The sequence below is a fragment of the Planococcus sp. APC 3906 genome, assembly GCF_030407685.1.
In the GTDB taxonomy this organism is placed as follows: domain Bacteria; phylum Bacillota; class Bacilli; order Bacillales_A; family Planococcaceae; genus Planococcus; species Planococcus koreensis.
The window spans coordinates 1-18506 of the sequence record NZ_JASDCW010000020.1; the positions used below are offsets into that span (position 1 = coordinate 1).

The following is an 18506-nucleotide window of genomic DNA, read 5'->3' on the forward strand; positions in this document are numbered from 1 at the left end:
TTTGCAAACCACTCTCCATAAAGACAAAAACCCATCCAAGCCTATGGATGGGTTTTTTTCATATCAACTAAAAAGGAAATATACACTCTAATGCTATTTCAAAATAAGAGATTTTTCGGATTTTGTAATTAATTGAAGTTTCACATTATCGGAATTTAGGATAGAATTGTTGAAATACTATATGTTATAGTGTTATTTAAATACTTTAGTGCGTTGAAGGGAGAAAGTGCCATGCGTTATTTAACTGCAGGAGAATCACACGGTCCACAATTGACAGCAATAATAGAAGGTCTGCCGGCACAATTGCCTTTAACGGCGGAAATGATCAACAAAGAGTTGAAACGCCGCCAAGGCGGCCACGGCCGCGGCAGAAGAATGCAAATCGAGAAAGATACGGTGGAGATTGTCTCTGGCGTTCGGCATGGCAAGACTCTTGGCTCACCAGTCACATTGGTTGTTAAAAACGATGACTGGAAGCATTGGACGAATATCATGGGCATTGGCCCGATTGAAGAAGATGATGAAGTGAAACGCCAATTGACACGTCCCCGTCCGGGTCACGCAGATCTTAACGGCGGTATGAAATATGGCCATCGCGATTTGCGCAATGTCCTTGAACGGTCATCAGCGCGTGAAACAACAGTCCGGGTAGCGGTTGGGGCTGTGGCGAAGCAATTGCTGGCGGAACTGGGTGTTGAAATTGTTTCGCATGTAACTGAAATCGGCGGGATTAAAGTCAATCCGCAAAGCTACCAAGGCATGAGCGCTGCTGAAATCCGCGAATTGGTCGAGGCGGATGCGGTGTATTGCGCGGATCCATCTGTTACGCAGCAAATGACCGACCTGATCGATGAAACGAAAAAGAATGGCGATTCGATCGGCGGCACAGTCGAAGTGATTGTGGAAGGCATGCCTGCTGGAATCGGCAGCTATGTGCATTATGACCGCAAGCTTGATGGTAAAATGGCTGCTGCAATGATGAGCATCAACGCTTTCAAAGGCGTCGAGTTCGGCTTAGGTTTTGAGATGGCGAGATTGCCTGGCAGCAAGGTCCATGATGAAATTTTGTGGAACGAGCAGCAGGGCTATACCCGCAGCACGAATAATCTGGGCGGCTTTGAAGGCGGCATGACAACGGGAATGCCGATTGTGGTGCGCGGCGTGATGAAGCCGATCCCGACACTTTATAAACCGCTTCAAAGTGTTGATATTGACACGAAAGAACCTTTCCAAGCGAGCATCGAACGTTCAGACAGCTGTGCGGTACCGGCGGCGTCGATTGTTGCCGAACACGTCATTGCGTGGGAAGCTGCAAATGCGTTATTAGAGCAATTTGATGCGGATCAAATGCCGCGTTTAAAAGAAAATCTGCAGAGTTACTTAAAATACACGAAGGAGTTCTAAAAAAATGAAATCATTGCGAGTTGAAGCTGAAAAACCTTATGAAGTCCATATCGGAAGAGGCGTTTTGAATTTATTTTCCACAGAGTACCGCGAATTGCTGGAATCTGCGGATGCAATTGCCGTCATCGCTGACGAAAATGTCGCTTCGCTTCACCTTGACTATTTCCTTTCTTTTTTGGAACCTTTCCAAGTGCGTGTTTTCAAGATTCCTTCGGGCGAAGGAGCGAAATCGATTGAAGTTTTCATGGATTGCCATAGTTTCTTGCTGGCTGAAGGATTCTCGCGCAAATCGCTCATTTTGGCTTTCGGTGGAGGAGCGGTAGGTGACGTCGCAGGATTTGTCGCTTCCACATTTATGCGGGGCATCCCTTACATCCAGATCCCGACGACGATTTTGGCGCATGACAGTGCAGTTGGCGGCAAGACGGCGATCAACCATCCGTCTGGCAAAAATATGATTGGGACATTTTATCAGCCTGCAGCGGTGCTTTATGATATCCAGCTGCTCCATACATTGCCGGCGAAGGAAGTTCGCTCCGGTATAGCAGAAGTCATCAAGCACGCTTTTATTTCAAACGAGCATTGGCTTGGCGAATTATTGGAAATAAAATCTCTGGATACCATATCAGATGAGAAAATGATGCTTCATCTGGAACGGGGAATAGCTGTGAAAGCGGCAATCGTTGAAGAAGATGAATACGAGAGCGGTGTTCGCAAGTATTTGAACTTCGGACATACATTGGCGCATGCCATCGAAGCGCATCTCGGCTACGGGCGCATTACGCACGGCGAAGCGGTAGCGCTTGGCATGGCTTATGCTTTGCAGCTGTCAGGCCATCCACGTCTAATGGATTTCCTGTCGTGGTGCAAAACTAACGGCTATCCACTTGAAGGGCTGTCAGGCATTTCGTTCAAAGATGTTCTGGGCTACATGAAAAAAGATAAAAAATCTTCCGGCGGTACTTTGAGCTTCGTTTTGCTGAAAGAAACCGGGATTCCCTATATGGAGACGATTGATGAAAAACGCGCGGAATCCGATTACGAGGAATTGCGTTCGAAAATAAATGAGGTGCTTAAATGATACGTGGAGTTCGAGGAGCCATCACAGTTTCTGCAGACCAGCCAGAAGAGATTTTAAAAGAAACCCGTAAGTTAATCTTAGAGATGGTAAAGGAAAACAAGATTGTCCCCGATGATGTCGCGTCGGTGATTATTTCAACGACTACGGACATTTCTTCAGCATTCCCGGCGAAAGCGGTCCGTACCATCGAAGATTGGACGTATGTGCCAGTCATGTGCACCCATGAAATGGATGTGCCGGGCAGCATGCCTTTATGCATCCGGGTCATGATGCACGTTAATACGACAATCCCGCAACAAGAAATCCAGCACATTTACTTAAATGAAGCGGTAAAATTGCGTCCGGACTTGATCAAAAGTAGAGAGGCATCTTCGCTATGAAGGCGAATGTCCTGATTATCGGCCTTGGCTTGATCGGAGGCTCTTTAGCGAAAGCACTGCAGCGCCATGCCGATGTGCACGTTGCAGGATATGATGCAGATCCGCTGACTGCTAGAAAAGCATTTAAAATGGGTATTATTAATAGTTGCCCGCCGTCGCTTGAAAAAGCGGCGTCAGAAGCGGATGTCATTGTTTTTGCGACTCCGGTTGGCGCAACTTTGCGTTTGATGGAACAAAGCAAATTTTGGGATCTGAAAAAAGATGTCATTTTAACCGATACGGGCAGCACGAAGGCTCAAATCATGGAAGCTGCCGGAACGCTCAATCATGCATTCATCGGTGGCCATCCAATGGCCGGTTCGCATAAAAGCGGCGTAGAAGCTGCCAAAGATATGCTGTTTGAAAATGCTTTCTATATTTTGACGCCTGCTGAAGGCGTCAGCACAGATCAAGTGGCTTTTCTTGAAGAACTGTTGTCTGTCACAAAAGCGAATATCGAAGTACTGCCGGCCGATGAACACGATTATATGACAGCGATCGTCAGCCATTTTCCCCACTTGATTGCCGCGTCTCTTGTCCATCAATTGGCGAAAGAAGAGCAATATCCATTCGCTAAACAGCTCGCAGCAGGTGGTTTTCGAGATATAACCCGCATTGCCTCGTCAAACCCCGAAATGTGGCGTGATATAACTACGCAGAACAATCGCATGATCGCCCATCAACTGACAAATTGGATGGCGGAGATGGAAGGGCTGCGCAACCTGCTGCTGGACAATAAACCCGAATCGATCGAGCAATATTTTCAACAGGCAAAAACCGTCCGCGACGAATTGCCGATTGCCGGGCACGGCGCATTGTTCAGCGTCTACGATTTGTATGTCGACATCCCGGACGTTCCAGGGGTCATATCCGAATTGACCGGTTATTTGGCTGAAGAGCAGATTTCCATCGTCAATTTAAGAATTCTTGAAACCCGTGAAGATGTTTTCGGTATTCTGGTCATCAGCTTCCAGACGCCGGAAGACCGTGAGCGGGCAAAAAACTGCATCAGCAAGAGAACTGCATACGATACGTATATTTCTTAAAGGAGAGGCTCCATAATGACGTTATCCTTAACTTATTCCACCCCCGCTTTAAGGGGCACGATCCAGGTTCCTGGAGATAAATCGATTTCTCACCGTTCCATCATGTTCGGCGCCATGGCTGCAGGCACGACCACTGTTGAAGGCTTCCTGCTCGGAGACGATTGCTTGAGCACCATCAGCTGCTTCCGAAAGCTTGGGGTCGATATCGAACTTGATGGCGACAGAGTCACCATCAAAAGTGACGGGGAACGGAATTGGCAAGAGCCTTCTGAAGTATTGGATACCGGCAATTCTGGCACGACGACACGGCTTATGCTCGGGCTTCTTGCTGGGACGGATTTCCATTCTGTGCTTGCTGGAGATGAGTCCATTGCCAAGCGCCCAATGCGCCGCATCATCGATCCGCTGCGTTTGATGGGTGCGGATATCAGGGGGCGTGCAAATGGCCAATTCACGCCATTGGCAGTTCAGGGCACAAAGCTTCATGCGATTGAATACACCTTGCCGGTTGCGAGCGCCCAGGTAAAATCCGCGATTTTATTGGCTGCACTGAAAGCGGACGGCGTAACCACAATTACGGAGCCGGTGGCAACAAGGGACCATACCGAAATCATGCTTGAACATTTCGGTGCGGAACTAGTGCGCGAAGAAAACAAAATTTCGCTCGCAGGCGGCCAGAGTTTGGCCGCAGCCCACGTGAAAGTTCCGGGTGACATTTCTTCCGCTGCATTCATGATTGGTGCAGCTTTAATCACGGAGGGCAGTGAAGTCGTGCTGACGAACGTCGGCTGCAATCCGACGCGGACAGGGATACTGGACGTAATCGAACAAATGGGTGCTGATTTCAGCATCAGCCTCCTTGAAGAAAACGGCGAAAGGCCAGCTGATTTGACGATCCGTTCTTCTTCTTTGAAAGGGATCGAAATCGGCGGCAGCTTGATTCCGAGATTGATTGATGAAATTCCATTGATCGCGCTAGTGGCAACGCAGGCAAAAGGCACGACGGTCATTAAAGATGCTGAAGAGCTGCGCGTCAAAGAAACAGACCGCATCGCTGCAGTCGTGGCCGAGCTGTCGAAAATGGGAGCGGATATCACCGCAACAGAAGATGGCATGATCATCAATGGTCCGACGCCGCTGCACGGTGCTTCGATGGTGACATACGGTGACCACCGACTTGGAATGATGGCTGCTGTTGCTTCTTTGATTGCGGATGGCCCAGTTGAAATCGATGATCCGGATTGCATTTCCGTATCGTTTCCTAATTTTGTCGAACAGATGAATTCGTTGATCGATTAACTCTCCTTCGGGGGAGTTTTTCATTATCATTCGAACACACTTTCGTGTAGGATGGAAGTATGAAACTCAAGGGAATAGGTGATAGGATGGCAAGTATAGAAGAGATACAAAAAGCGGTGGAAATGGGCGATCCGGATGCCGTCAATGCGCTTCTCGAAGCGTATTTGCTGAAAGGCGATCCGGATGAGCAATATGATCTATCGGAATGGCTCGCGGAAATCGGCTATGTAGAAGAAGCGATCAAAGTGCTCGAACACCTGGAGTACGTTTTCCCAGAGGAATCGCAATTAAAAGTCGACCGCGCAAACATGCTGATGGAAGTGGACCGCGAAGACGAAGCGCTGAATACGCTGATGGAAATTTCGAAAGAAGATGAACTTTATCCGCAAGTGCTGGTCACATTAGCCGATCTTTTCCAATTGCAAGGACTTCTTGAAGCCGCAGAAAACCGGCTCAATGAAGCGATTGAGCTGCTGCCGGATGAACCGCTGCTGCTGCAAGCCAAAGCGGAACTCCTGTTGGATTCGGGACGTTATTTGGAATCGGCAAAGATTTACCAGGATCTTCAGCGCGAAAACGTTCAAATAGAAGGTGTGAATCTTTCAGAGCGGCTGGCTGAAGTCTATAGCGCCGGTGCAGCCTATGAAGAAGCGCTGCCCTATTACGAAGCAGTGCTGGCAGACCAAGTGCAGCCGGATGTATTGTTCGGGGCCGCTTTTGCCGCTTTCCAGACGAAGCAATATGAAATGGCCGTCAAAAGGCTCGATGAGCTGATCGAGTTGGACCCGGATTATTTCTCCGCATACTTATTGCGCGCACAAAGCTTGAACATGGCCGAGGATTACGAAGGGGCATACAGCTCAATCCAGCAAGGCATCGCGCGCGACGAGTTCGACAAAGAGCTTTATTTGTTTTCAGGCAAACTGGCGCTGAAACTGGGCAAAACAGTGGAAGGCGTCGACCAGCTAAGGCAGGCGATTGCGCTTGATCCGGAATACATGGAAGCCATTTATACGCTGGTGTCTTATTTCCATGCAGAAGAAATGGATGATGAAGTCGTTGAATTGGCTGAAACAGTCATCGCCAATGAAGATGATTGGGCAGGGCTTTACCCAATGCTTGCCGAATCTTACGAACGCACCGAAAATTTTGAGCAGGCAGCTGTTTATTATGAAAAGGCGTATCCGTCATTCCGCGAAGATCCGAATTTCCTCGAAAAATACGCACGCTTTTTAATCGAGGAAGGAAAAAGAGGCAAAGCCCTCGAAATTATTAAGGAACTTCAAGTTTTGGAACCAGAAAACCCGGATTGGTTTGATTGGCAACAGTCATTTGAGTGAAAGGGGGAATTCCGATGACCGCTTCAATTTCTGTAGGAGAAAAAAAGCAGTTCGTCCGATGGTTCTTGCAATCCCATAAAATGAAAAGGCGGGAATGCATCTGGATACTCAATTACATGCTCAGCAACGAAGAGCTTCTCGAAAAAACGCATTTCGTGGAGGAAGCCCATTATTGCCCACGGGCAATGGTCATGTCCTCGACTGAGTCGGAAGAAATTCCATTCCGTTTCTATAAAGGGAATTTGATGACTGCAGATGCTGAAAAATCCTTTCATGATTTAAGGCTTAATCCAAACGATGATTTGTTCGTGCAACTGAATTTTCCAAACCGCCCGCCATCAGCACTATATCTATCTGTGTTGGAAGAAAACCCTTATATGCCGAAAAATGCAATGATTACTGACGAGGACCGGCAGCTTGCTGAAAAAATGCTGGAAGCGAGCATGGCCACTTTTCAGGAAGAGGCAATTTTAAAGCAGATTGACGAAGCTCTTGATGCGAATGACCGCGAAAAATTCTTTGAACTTTCCGCGTTGCTTCATTCCATCAAGATTTTAAAGGAATCGGAGAGTGAATAAGGAAGATGCATTTTACGGGAAGAGATATCGACCAATATATACAGCAGCAGCAATACGTGGATACTGCGGTAATTCCGCTCGTCCAGCTTGATTTAACCCCGAACGGCTTGAAACAAAGTGCCAGCGCTTCGGATTATTTGCAGTCGCTGACGAATTTGCTGGAAAAGCAATTCAAGGGCAGAATCCTGCTGTTTCCTCCGGTCGCCTATTCAAAAAATGGGGATCGAAGCCGCCTTGCGGAAGAAATGAACGCAGAAATGGGCAATACCGAATTCAAGCATGTATTTTATATCACGACAGATGCCGAATGGCGCACTTTTGAAGAATTGAATAATGTTTTGTGGCTGCCGGCGATACCGACTGAGAATATGGACCAATCGTTCAAATTATCTGTCATGGAAGACCAGCTCCGGCAAGTCTTGCCGCTTTTCATAAAAGAATGGTCGAAGCCTTCATGAAATGTTCACAAACTGCGAGAATCGAAACAATGCTATATTGACCTTAACATTTGATTGATATATCATTAGGTTGTCCTAGTAATTATATTTGAAATGAGTATGTCCATTGGACTGACCTTGAATGTTAGAGGGGGGAAAAGGATGAGTAATAATCGTGTATCACGACGTCAATTTTTAGGCTACACTTTAACAGGTGTTGGTGGATTTATGGCAGCAGGCATGCTGATGCCGATGGTTCGTTTTGCAGTCGACCCGCTTTTACAAGAAAAAGCTGGCGGAGATTTCATTTTGACCGATCAAAAAGTAGCTGACTTGAGCGAAGAGCCAGTTCGTGTCGACTTCGCATTTGAACAAGTAGATGCATGGTATACATCTGAAGTGACAAGTTCAGCTTGGGTGTATAAAGAAGGGGATAAACTGATTGCCCTGTCACCTGTCTGTAAACATTTGGGTTGTACAGTCAACTGGGGAGGCGATCCGGAACACCCGACGCAATTCTTCTGCCCATGCCACGCAGGGCGCTACGAGAAAAACGGCAAGAACATTGCCGGAACTCCACCGCTTGGGCCGCTCGACGAATTTGCTATCGAAGACCGTGACGGCTTAGTTGCTCTCGGCGCAGTAAAAGCGAACACATTAGTTAAATAGTTAGGGGGTACGATACCAGTGCTAAACAAGTTATATGATTGGGTTGATGAGCGGTTGGATATCACGCCGATCTGGCGCGATATCGCTGACCATGAAGTACCGGAACACGTAAACCCCGCACATCACTTCTCTGCATTTGTTTATTGTTTCGGAGGATTGACGTTCTTCATTACAGTAATTCAGATCCTGTCAGGTATGTTCTTGACAATGTACTATGTACCGGATATTGAAAATGCGTGGCAGTCGGTTTATTATCTTCAAAACGAAGTTGCTTTTGGAGAGATTGTGCGTGGGATGCACCACTGGGGTTCTTCTCTTGTAGTAGTTATGATTTTCCTTCATACACTGCGTGTATTCTTTACAGGTTCTTATAAGAAACCTCGTGAACTTAACTGGATCGTCGGCGTATTGCTATTCGGCGTTATCTTAGGCCTAAGTTTCACAGGCTATTTGCTTCCATGGGATATGAAAGCATTATTTGCAACAAAAGTTGGTATTGAAATTGCGGCTTCTGTTCCGGTTATCGGCGGCGCAATCAAAGTCTTGCTTGCTGGGGATTCAACGATCCTTGGTGCACAGACGCTTACCCGATTCTTCGCGATTCATGTATTCTTCTTGCCCGCTGCTTTGCTTGGGTTGCTCGGCGCGCATTTTATCATGATCAGAAGACAAGGTATTTCTGGCCCATTGTAAAAAATGCGGCTCAAAGGATTTATTTAAGGAGGGGACACTATGCATCGCGGAAAAGGGATGAAATTCGTCGGGGATTCACGTGTACCAGGTTTACAGCATCGTAAGCCGAATATCCCGAAAGATTACTCCGAATATCCTGGCAAAACAGAAGCTTTCTGGCCGAACTTCCTTCTAAAAGAATGGATGATCGGTTCTGTCTTCTTAGTTGGGTACTTGCTCCTTACTGTTGCGCATCCATCGCCTCTTGAAGGCCAGGCGGATCCAACAAATACGGGTTATATTCCATTGCCAGACTGGTATTTCTTATTCTTATACCAATTATTGAAATATGAATTTGCATCTGGTCCATTCAACGTTGTCGGTGCCATCATTATGCCAGGTTTGGCATTCACCGCTTTGATGCTGGCTCCATTCTTGGATCCAGGTCCGGAGCGCCGCCCGTCAAAACGGCCGCTTCCGACAGGCTTTATGCTTTTAGCAATCGCTTCAATCATTTTCCTTACGTGGGAATCAGTAGTCAACCATGACTGGGAAGCTGCTGAAGCGCAAGGTAAAATTGTTGAAGAAGTTGAAATCGACACAGCGGATCCCGGGTATGAAATCTACTCAGGTTCAGCATGTATCAGTTGCCATGGCGACAATTTAGAAGGTGCGGTCGGACCAGCATTGACTGCAACAGCATTTACAGCAGAAGAAATTGCTGAAATCGCTGTTAACGGCATTGAACGTGACGGAGAGCAAGTAATGCCTCCATCATGGGATGGTTCCGAAGAAGACCTTAAGGTCATGACAGAATTCATCGATGGTTTATCCGAATAATACTTTAGAAAAGAGCCGGGAAACCGGCTCTTTTTTGCTACTTGAAAGGGAGAATCCGATGCTTTTCACAATACAGAAATTATCTGCTTGGCTGATGTTCCGCCCGTTTTTGATCTTGTTGTTCATCGTCAACCTGGCAGGCACGATCTATGGATACATATGGTACGGTTGGCAACTTGAAATCACCGAACCGAAATTTTTGATTTTTGTTCCGGATAGCCCGACAGCAAGCCTGTTCTTTACGATGGTACTAGGACTGTGGATCATCGGCAAAAAAAGTGCGCTTTTTGAAGCACTGGCTTTTGTGACACTCATCAAATACGGCCTTTGGGCGGTTGCGATGAATCTGCTTACTCTAGTCGAGATCGGTTCAATCGGCTGGATCGGCTGGATGCTGGTCGTCTCCCATTTCGCGATGGCGCTGCAAGCTGTGCTTTATATAGACCATTACCGCTTCGGCTGGCTTTCCGCCGCAATTGCAGCAGTATGGACGCTGCATAACGATGTCATCGATTACGTATTTGGCCAGATGCCGATTTACAGCAGGCTGGATATGTATACGGCACAAATCGGCTATTTCACGTTTTGGTTGTCGATCGCTTGTATTCTTTTCGCTTTCTTTGTCGTGTCTCTTAACAAGCCTACTAAGCGTTTCAGTTGACCTAAGTTGACCAAAGTTAGTAAAATAAAGATATAAACGAACGCAGAAAGGCGTGGGGAATTGATGGGGTATATCGTCTATTTTATTGTGCTGCTGATACTTCCAATTTGGGCGCAGCTCAAACTTAAAAGCACTTATGGAAAATATTCTAAAATCCGTTCGACTTCCGGTCATACCGGTGCGGAAGTCGCCCGCATCATTTTAGACCAGAACGGCCTGCAGGATGTCCAAGTGGTGGAAAGCCGGGGCATGCTAAGCGACCATTACAATCCACTGACGAAAATCGTTGCGCTGAGCAGCCATAACTTCCACGAAGCATCTGTGGCGGGTACAGCAGTGGCGGCACACGAAGTGGGACACGCCATCCAGGATGCCGAAAGCTATGCGTTCTTGCGCATGCGCCATCGCCTCGTGCCAATCGTCAACATTTCTTCGAACATGTCATGGATCTTCATCATGATCGGTTTGTTCTCTTCTTGGAGCAACGGCTTGCTGATCGGTATCGTGTTATTGGCTGCAGGTGTTTTGTTCCAGCTCATCACATTGCCGGTCGAGTTTAATGCTTCGAGCAGAGCGATGGACCAATTAGTAGCGCATAACATCATCCGCAACGAAGAAGAGCGCCATGCGAAAAAAGTATTGAGCGCTGCAGCAATGACGTATGTCGCTGCAACAGCCGTCGCTGTCCTTGAACTTGCGCGTTTGCTGCTCATCTACACAAGCATGAACCGTTCTTGATAATAGACATGAAAAAGCCCGTTCCGGCATTCCGGAACGGGCTTTTAAGCAAGTTGAGAAAGGTAAATCGTTTTTCTGAAGGAGCCGATATTCCGCAAAACAGCTGCGCTTGCCGCGGGCGAGCGCCAAGCCTCCTCGCTCGCTTCGCTCCCTGCGGGGTCTCGGCTGTCTCGCTTTCCCGCAGGCGTCTCCGCTGTTTTGCTCCATATCTAGAGAACACGAAAGAAACTGCAGAAAGTGTATCTTTCGTGTTCTTGAGTAAGAGAAATAACTCGCTATCAAGAAATATCTTGGAATGAAGCGGAAGGCGGCGACTCCAGCGGGCAAAGCCTGAGCTGAAGGCCCCGCAGGAGCGACAGCGACGAGGAGACTGAAGCCAGGCCTGCGGAAAGCGTCCGCCTGAAGCGAAATGCAAAACAACCATCTAATTTTCTCGACAATATCAAAAAGCCCGTTCCGGCGTTCCGGAACGGGCTTTTCTTATTCGAGCGGACGTTTCAATTCATCCAAGGTGAAGCCTTCACCCATGACATCGTGCACCTCGGTCATGGAAACGAATGCGTGCGGGTCGACGCTGTTGATGATATTCTTCAGACGGACGATCTCGTTTTTGGCTACGACGCAATACAGGACTTCACGTTCTTCTTTCGTGAAATGGCCATAGCCGCGCAGGATGGTGATGCCGCGGTCCATCTCCGCTGCAATGCGGTTCGCAATCTCTTCTTGCGAGTTTGAAATGATCATAGCGCCTCGTCCGGCGTATGCACCTTCCTGCACAAAATCGATGACACGTGCGCCGACGAAGACTGCCACCAGTGTATACATCATCGTGCGGTTATCGAGAAACGTCAGGCGCGATAAAGCGATGACGCCTGCATCAAAAAGGAACATTGTCTTGCCCATGCTCCAGCCGCTGTATTTCTGAACCAACCGGGCAATGATATCGACGCCGCCGGTTGTTCCGCCATAACGGAAAATGATGCCAAGGCCGATGCCGACAAAAACACCGGCAAACAGCGTAGCCAAAAACAAATCTTCATGCAGATCGATTTGGACTTCGTATACGAGGAAAATTTTCAGGAAGACCGAAACTGCGACCGTCCCTATGATCGTATAAAGGAAAACCTTTTTGCCCAGCAGCTTCCAGCCAATGAAAAATAAAGGTATATTCAGTAATAAGTTCATGAGCGCTGGATCCCATTGAAACAGGAAATACAAAATCAGTGTAATGCCGGCAAAACCGCCTTCTCCCAATTCATTTTGGATATTGAAATGGACAAATCCAAAACTGTAAATGGCAGAGCCAAGCAAGATGAAGAAAATATTCTTCACGCGCAATTCTTTCAAAAATATCATCCCCTAAATGTAAATTCGACTTCTGTATTATCGGTTATAATAATGATTTTGACAACATCTCTTGTTTTCTTTACGATGAAATGAGGAGTGTGATGATATGGACGGCAATAAATCGATGAAAGAGCTGCAAATGGATGTCGACAACTACATAAGCCAGTTTAAAGAAGGCTATTTTACACCGCTTGAATTGGTTGCTCGCATAACGGAGGAACTGGGTGAATTGTCCAGGGAAGTGATGCACGAACACGGTCCGAAAAAAAAGAAGGCATCTGAGAATGCGGGCAGCATAGCTGATGAGATGGGCGATATCTTGTTCGTGCTCATCTGCATGGCCAATTCACTCGACATCGACTTGGCAGAGGCGCATGACCGCGTTATGGCTAAATTCAATACACGGGACAAAGACCGTTGGACACGAAAGGATGAGAAATAAAATGACAATACGAGTGGCAATTGCAGGCGCAAGAGGCAAGATGGGCCAAGAAGCGGTACATACAGTGATGAAAAATGCTGAAATGGAATTGGTGGCAGTGCTGGATTATAAAGACATCGGAGCGACTTTGGCGGACACCGATATTTTTCCGGATTCATATGATGTTCCTGTTTTTACCGATATGGAAGAAATGCATGACGCAGCCGAGCCGCATGTCCTGGTCGATCTGACTTCGCCTGAAGCGGTTTATAAGCATACCAAAAAAGCTTTGGAATTGAACATTCGGCCGGTTGTCGGGACAACTGGATTTTCGGATGACGAACTGAAAGAGTTGGCCCGGTTGTCTGAAGATACGGGTGTCGGCTGTATCATCGCACCTAATTTCGCGGTCGGTGCTGTTTTGATGATGAAGTTTGCCGAGCAGGCAGCGAAATACTTGCCGGATATCGAAATCATAGAAATGCACCATGACCAGAAATTGGACGCGCCGTCAGGCACCGCCATGAAAACGGCACATTTGATTTCTTCGCATCGCCAAACTCATGAGCAGGGCCATGTCCATGAAAAAGAAACGCTTGAAGGTGCGCGCGGAGCGAATTATGACGGCATGCGAATCCATAGCGTCCGTTTGCCAGGGCTTGTCGCCCATCAGCAAGTACTGTTGGGAGGAGAAGGGCAATTATTGACCATCCGCCATGACTCCTTCAACCGAGGCTCGTTTATGTCAGGCGTGGTATTATCTATTAAAACCGTTATTAAAACGGAGAAACTGATTTATGGACTCGAACATATAATTGACTAGAGGGGTAGAGCCGATGAACATAGCATTGATCGCACACGACCGAAAAAAGGATGATTTGATTCAATTCGTCACCGCTTATCAGCCGATTTTATCGGAGCATACGCTATACGCTACCGGCACAACCGGGCGTCGGATTATAGACGAAACGGACTTGGATGTCATTCGTTTCCAGTCAGGTCCGCTTGGCGGAGATCAGCAGATTGGAGCCATGATCGCGCAGAATGAAATGGATATGATCATTTTTTTCAGGGATCCGCTCACCGCACAGCCGCATGAGCCGGATGTTTCGGCTTTGATGCGTTTATGCGACGTCTATAACGTGCCGCTTGCGACCAATATGGGAACAGCGGAAGTATTATTGAAAGGCCTGGAGCAAGGCTTTGTAAACTGGCGGTTGATCCGTGAACAGAGAGGATAGGAGTGGCAGCAATGCGTAAAATGAAAATAGGCATCATGTGTTATCCAACAGTAGGGGGCTCGGGCATCATTGCCACAGAGCTGGGCAAGATGATTGCAGAGAAAGGCCATGAAGTCCATTTCATCACGTCAAGTACGCCTTTTCGGCTGAACCGGATGGACCCGAATATCTTCAGCCACCAAGTCAGCGTCAACACGTATTCCGTGTTCGAATACCCGCCTTACGATATTGCCTTGGCGACGAAAATAGCGGAAGTCATCAAAAATGAAGGGCTGGACCTTTTGCATGTCCATTACGCTATCCCACATGCGGTTTGCGCAATTCTTGGGCGCGACATGGCAAATTCGGACATCGGCATTGTCACGACGCTCCACGGCACTGATATTACGGTGCTCGGCACTGATTCCTCACTGACGGAAGCGATCCGCTACGGAATTGAGAAATCCGATATCGTCACAGCGGTTTCCAACTCGCTCCGCGATCAGACCTATGATTTGGTAGGCCCTAAAAAACGGATTGAGACCGTCTATAACTTCGTTGATGAACGTGAGTATAAAGTGAAAGAGTCGAGCCAGTTAAAAAGTGACCTCGGGATTGCCGACAATGAAAAAGTGTTGATCCACGTTTCCAACTTCCGCAACGTCAAACGGGTTGAAGATGTTGTTGAAACCTTCTATAAAGTGCATGATCAAATCGATTCGCGATTGATGCTTGTAGGCGATGGACCGGAAATGGGACGAATCGTCCAGCAGGTCAGAGATTTAGGTATTGAAGACTATGTGCTGTTCTTAGGCAAACGGGATAATTTGACAGAGTTATACAATATCAGCGATGTTAAATTGCTGATGTCGGAAAAAGAATCGTTTGGCTTGGTTTTATTGGAAGCGATGGCTTGCGGCGTGCCATGCATCGGGACGGCAGTCGGCGGAATGCCTGAAATCATTGAACCGGGCTTCAATGGTTATCTGGTAGAGCTTGGAAATACGAATGAAGCGGCGTTGAGCACGCTGAAAATCCTTTCAGATGAGGAAGAATACGCGCGGCTAAAAGCCGGCGCATTGGAAACAGTCCAGCTGCGCTTCCATTCTTCTAAAATCCTGGATCAATACATCGGCTTGTATGAGCGTTTGTTGGATAAAGGCGAAGGGAAATGAAAACAGCCGCAAAGGTGATCCGGAATTTGGAGAACGCCGGCTTTGAGGCATATATCGTCGGGGGTGCTGTGAGGGATTATTTGCTCGGAAAAGTGCCTCACGATATGGATGTAGCATCCAACGCATATCCGGAAGAAGTGAAAAAACTCTTTAACCGCACAGTCGACATCGGCATTGAACACGGTACGGTGCTTGTACTGATGGAAGGCGAAGGAATTGAAGTTACGACATTCCGAACCGAAAGCGAGTACACCGATTTGCGCAGGCCGGACAAGGTGGAATTTGTCCAATCGCTGGAAGAAGATTTGAAAAGGCGTGATTTTACGATCAATGCCATGGCGATGGATAAAGACCTGGCAATCATCGACCCGTTTGGCGGAAAAAGCGATTTGGAAAAATGCTTGATCCGGGCAGTTGGGGAGGCGGGCGAGCGGTTTCAGGAAGATGCATTGCGCATGCTTCGTGCTGTCCGTTTTTCTGGACAATTAAACTTTGCCATCGAAGAAGGGACGCTTGCGGCTATCCGCAGCCACGCATCGTTGATCCGTTCGGTTGCAGTGGAACGGCTGAAAAATGAACTGGATAAAATTCTTCTCAATCCAAGGACGCAGCACAGCATGGCATACTTGAAAGACTCAGGTTTGGCAAAGCATCTGCCAGCTGGCGGCCTGCTGTCGATGGATTGGACTGGCTACGAGCCGAAAGGCCAAGCGGCTTTCGGCTGGGCCTATTTGCTGCACAGCCAGCAAAAACAATTCGAAGAAATCAAAGGCTATAAATTTTCCAACGCTGAAAGGCGGCTGGTTGAACGCGCGCTTGAAGCGGCGAACCTTACTGAATGGGACGACTGGACGTTTTATTGTTTCGAGGCGAAAGAACTTGAAATCGCGTGTTATTTGAATGGGACAGATATGGACATTCCTTTAAGAAAAGAACAGCTGCCAATCAAGTCCAAACGGGAGTTAGCTGTAAACGGCATCGATCTGATGGAATGGAGCGGGCGAAAGCAAGGTCCGTGGCTGCGGCAGTGGATTGAAAAAATGGAGCGGCATATCGTGTACGGGCAGCTTGAAAACGATAATGGCCTAATAAAGGATTGGTTTCTAAATGAATATAACGGTGACTCATAAATTAGCCGGGCGGCTGATTGAAGCTAAAGGCACAGCCGTATCAGGGCAACAGTTGGCAGACGAATTCGGCATTTCGCGGACCGCGGTCTGGAAGCACATCAAAGAGCTGGAAGAACAAGGCTATGAAATTGCTTCTGTCAAAAAGAAGGGGTATAGCCTCGTCAGCCAGCCGGATACATTGGAACCTGCCGGGCTTCAGCCGTTGCTGAAAACGCGCATGATCGGGCGCACGATGGTATACCAGCAATCATGCGCTTCGACGCAGATCATCGCGCACCAATTGGCTCAGGAAGGCACACCGGCCGGAACTGTTGCACTTGCGGAAGAGCAGACAGCTGGACGGGGCCGTATGGCGCGGGTATGGGATTCAGCCTATGGCAAAGGGATCTGGATGAGTATTGTGCTGCGTCCGGATGTCGTGCCGCAGAAAGCGCCGCAATTTACGCTGGTGGCAGCAGTGGCGATGGTGCGCGCGATTGAAGAAGTGACAGGAGTCAAACCGGAAATCAAATGGCCGAATGATATATTGATCAGAGGAAAGAAATGCACCGGCATCCTGACAGAGCTTCAATCGGATGCAGATGGCATCCAGGCGCTGATCATCGGCATCGGATTGAACGTCAATCAGGAGCTGTCCGACTTTGATGAGCAAGTACAGCCCATTGCCACTTCTTTAAAAATGGAAAGCGGCAAACATGTCAGCCGCCAGGAAATGGTCCGGTCAATCCTTTTCTACCTTGAACAATATACAGATCTTTATATCGAGGAAGGCTTTGGCATCTTAAAAGTGCTGTGGGAAAGCTATTCATCGACAATCGGCAGCAAAGTGCGCGCACGCTTGCCAAAAGAGACGCTGGAAGGCATCGCAGAAGGCATCACCGAAGACGGCGTCTTGCAGCTACGGACAGCTGACGGCAAGCTGCATTCCATCTATTCAGCTGATATCGAGATGACAAGTTGAAGTATTTTGTTTTCTGCAAATTTCTGATATAGTATTTTTATCGGGCAGTATCGCTTGCGAACTGCACCGGAAAACAAGCGTGATTAGAATTTTATAGCACGAAGATCTGCCTTGATCTATCGCATGACAGGGACGGAGAGACCTAAACTTACATTTACTGTCCTTCTGCCCATTTAGCGGCGGGAGGACTTTTTATATGGCCTTCTTCCCGAGAGGAGAGAAATACTTGGAAATCATTACGACATTAAAAGACCTTAAAGCCTGGGTCCAAACGACAAAACAGCAAGGTGATTCGATCGGCCTTGTGCCGACGATGGGCTTTTTGCACGAAGGCCATATTTCGTTGGTGGACATGGCAAAAGCGGAAAACGCTAAAGTAGTGATGAGCATTTTCGTTAATCCGGCGCAATTCGGGCCGAACGAAGATTTTGACCGCTACCCCCGCGACCTTGAGCGGGACAGCAAACTTGCAGCAGCAGCTGGGACGGATGTGATTTTTGCTCCATCCGCAGAAGAAATGTATCCAAGAGAATCCCATATCCAGCTGTCTGCCGGACCATTGGCAAATGTGCTGTGCGGCGCCAAACGCCCTGGCCATTTTGACGGCGTGCTGAAAGTCGTGACGAAATTATTTCATCTGGTACAGCCGGACCGGGCGTATTTTGGCCAAAAAGATGCGCAGCAGCTGGCGATTATCGAGTCGCTCGTTGAAGATTTCAATTTTCCGCTGGCTATCCGCAGAGGCGAGACTGTCCGCGAAGAAGATGGATTGGCAAAAAGTTCGCGCAACGTCTATTTAAGCGAAACCGAACGGCAGGAAGCTCCCCATCTGCGCAAAGCGCTGCTGCTCGGGGAACAAGCGGTCCTCAGCAATGAAGACGCGGTGCAGTCTATGACGGCATACTTAGAGCGTGAAGTATCAGGCAAGATCGATTATATTGAATTGCTGTCGTATCCGGATTTGGACCACAATGTGCAAGGGCTGGCAATTTTAGCGCTCGCGGTACAGTTTGAAAAAGCGAGATTGATCGATAATATTATATTTCCGATAGAAGGGAAGAACTGAAT

General features: G+C 47.9%; 21 protein-coding genes. 20 read left to right on the forward strand and 1 reads right to left on the reverse strand.

The window, feature by feature from the left end; all coding sequences use genetic code 11:
* Positions 1-231: 231 nt before the first annotated feature.
* The 13 genes from aroC to QMA09_RS11905 all read left to right on the forward strand — a co-directional run bounded on the left by aroC (position 232) and on the right by QMA09_RS11905 (position 11184).
* A complete protein-coding gene (aroC, locus tag QMA09_RS11845) occupies positions 232-1404 on the forward strand; it encodes a chorismate synthase (RefSeq protein WP_290213270.1) in 1173 nt (390 codons plus the stop codon).
* 4 nt (positions 1405-1408) lie between these two features.
* Positions 1409-2485, forward strand: a complete 1077-nt coding sequence (gene aroB / locus QMA09_RS11850; protein ID WP_290213271.1) for a 3-dehydroquinate synthase — start codon at positions 1409-1411, stop codon at positions 2483-2485.
* A complete protein-coding gene (gene aroH / locus QMA09_RS11855; RefSeq protein WP_290213272.1) occupies positions 2482-2865 on the forward strand; it encodes a chorismate mutase in 384 nt (127 codons plus the stop codon). The genes aroB and aroH overlap by 4 nt, the downstream gene beginning before the upstream one ends.
* On the forward strand, positions 2862-3950 hold the full coding sequence (locus QMA09_RS11860; RefSeq protein WP_290213273.1) for a prephenate dehydrogenase: 1089 nt from the start codon (positions 2862-2864) through the stop codon (positions 3948-3950). Before aroH ends, QMA09_RS11860 begins: the two co-directional genes overlap by 4 nt.
* Before the next feature lie 15 nt (positions 3951-3965).
* Positions 3966-5249: a 3-phosphoshikimate 1-carboxyvinyltransferase gene (aroA, locus tag QMA09_RS11865; protein WP_290213274.1), complete on the forward strand. Its 1284-nt coding sequence runs from the start codon at positions 3966-3968 to the stop codon at positions 5247-5249.
* A gap of 86 nt (positions 5250-5335) precedes the next feature.
* A complete protein-coding gene (locus QMA09_RS11870) occupies positions 5336-6589 on the forward strand; it encodes a tetratricopeptide repeat protein (RefSeq protein WP_290213275.1) in 1254 nt (417 codons plus the stop codon).
* 14 nt (positions 6590-6603) lie between these two features.
* On the forward strand, positions 6604-7167 hold the full coding sequence (locus QMA09_RS11875) for a ReoY family proteolytic degradation factor (RefSeq protein WP_135505407.1): 564 nt from the start codon (positions 6604-6606) through the stop codon (positions 7165-7167).
* 5 nt (positions 7168-7172) lie between these two features.
* Entirely contained in the window at positions 7173-7625 is a 453-nt protein-coding gene (locus QMA09_RS11880; protein WP_290213276.1) for a DUF2487 family protein, read from the forward strand.
* A 141-nt stretch (positions 7626-7766) separates the two neighbouring features.
* Positions 7767-8273 carry a QcrA and Rieske domain-containing protein gene (locus tag QMA09_RS11885; protein ID WP_135505411.1) on the forward strand — a complete coding sequence of 169 codons (507 nt, stop codon included), beginning with the start codon at positions 7767-7769 and terminating at the stop codon, positions 8271-8273.
* An 18-nt stretch (positions 8274-8291) separates the two neighbouring features.
* A complete protein-coding gene (gene qcrB / locus QMA09_RS11890) occupies positions 8292-8966 on the forward strand; it encodes a menaquinol-cytochrome c reductase cytochrome b subunit (protein WP_135505413.1) in 675 nt (224 codons plus the stop codon).
* A gap of 39 nt (positions 8967-9005) precedes the next feature.
* Positions 9006-9785 carry a menaquinol-cytochrome c reductase cytochrome b/c subunit gene (locus QMA09_RS11895; RefSeq protein ID WP_135505415.1) on the forward strand — a complete coding sequence of 260 codons (780 nt, stop codon included), beginning with the start codon at positions 9006-9008 and terminating at the stop codon, positions 9783-9785.
* A gap of 58 nt (positions 9786-9843) precedes the next feature.
* Positions 9844-10446 (forward strand): lipoprotein heptaprenylglyceryl N-acetyltransferase LhaT, encoded by a 603-nt coding sequence (gene lhaT / locus QMA09_RS11900; protein WP_290213277.1) that lies wholly within the window; start codon positions 9844-9846, stop codon positions 10444-10446.
* A 63-nt stretch (positions 10447-10509) separates the two neighbouring features.
* Complete coding sequence (locus tag QMA09_RS11905; RefSeq protein WP_135505503.1) at positions 10510-11184, forward strand: zinc metallopeptidase; 675 nt, start codon at positions 10510-10512, stop codon at positions 11182-11184.
* A 480-nt stretch (positions 11185-11664) separates the two neighbouring features.
* Here the strand turns inward: QMA09_RS11905 and QMA09_RS11910 are convergent, their stop codons facing one another.
* Positions 11665-12540 carry a YitT family protein gene (locus QMA09_RS11910; protein WP_135505419.1) on the reverse strand — a complete coding sequence of 292 codons (876 nt, stop codon included), beginning with the start codon at positions 12538-12540 and terminating at the stop codon, positions 11665-11667.
* A 97-nt stretch (positions 12541-12637) separates the two neighbouring features.
* Between QMA09_RS11910 and QMA09_RS11915 the strand changes: the two genes are divergently transcribed.
* The 7 genes from QMA09_RS11915 (at position 12638) to panC (ending at position 18504) form a co-directional block, all read left to right on the forward strand.
* Positions 12638-12973, forward strand: a complete 336-nt coding sequence (locus QMA09_RS11915) for a nucleotide pyrophosphohydrolase (protein WP_290213278.1) — start codon at positions 12638-12640, stop codon at positions 12971-12973.
* Between the two features lies 1 nt (position 12974).
* Positions 12975-13775: a 4-hydroxy-tetrahydrodipicolinate reductase gene (dapB, locus tag QMA09_RS11920; RefSeq protein ID WP_290213279.1), complete on the forward strand. Its 801-nt coding sequence runs from the start codon at positions 12975-12977 to the stop codon at positions 13773-13775.
* Between the two features lie 13 nt (positions 13776-13788).
* Complete coding sequence (mgsA, locus tag QMA09_RS11925) at positions 13789-14193, forward strand: methylglyoxal synthase (protein WP_135505425.1); 405 nt, start codon at positions 13789-13791, stop codon at positions 14191-14193.
* Between the two features lie 11 nt (positions 14194-14204).
* Entirely contained in the window at positions 14205-15347 is a 1143-nt protein-coding gene (bshA, locus tag QMA09_RS11930; RefSeq protein WP_290213280.1) for an N-acetyl-alpha-D-glucosaminyl L-malate synthase BshA, read from the forward strand.
* Positions 15344-16477 (forward strand): CCA tRNA nucleotidyltransferase, encoded by a 1134-nt coding sequence (locus QMA09_RS11935; protein ID WP_290213281.1) that lies wholly within the window; start codon positions 15344-15346, stop codon positions 16475-16477. Before bshA ends, QMA09_RS11935 begins: the two co-directional genes overlap by 4 nt.
* On the forward strand, positions 16455-17438 hold the full coding sequence (locus QMA09_RS11940) for a biotin--[acetyl-CoA-carboxylase] ligase (RefSeq protein ID WP_290213282.1): 984 nt from the start codon (positions 16455-16457) through the stop codon (positions 17436-17438). Before QMA09_RS11935 ends, QMA09_RS11940 begins: the two co-directional genes overlap by 23 nt.
* Positions 17439-17634: 196 nt before the next feature.
* Positions 17635-18504, forward strand: coding sequence for a pantoate--beta-alanine ligase (gene panC / locus QMA09_RS11945; protein ID WP_425325313.1), 870 nt, complete (start codon positions 17635-17637; stop codon positions 18502-18504).
* The last annotated feature ends 2 nt before the right edge of the window (positions 18505-18506 follow it).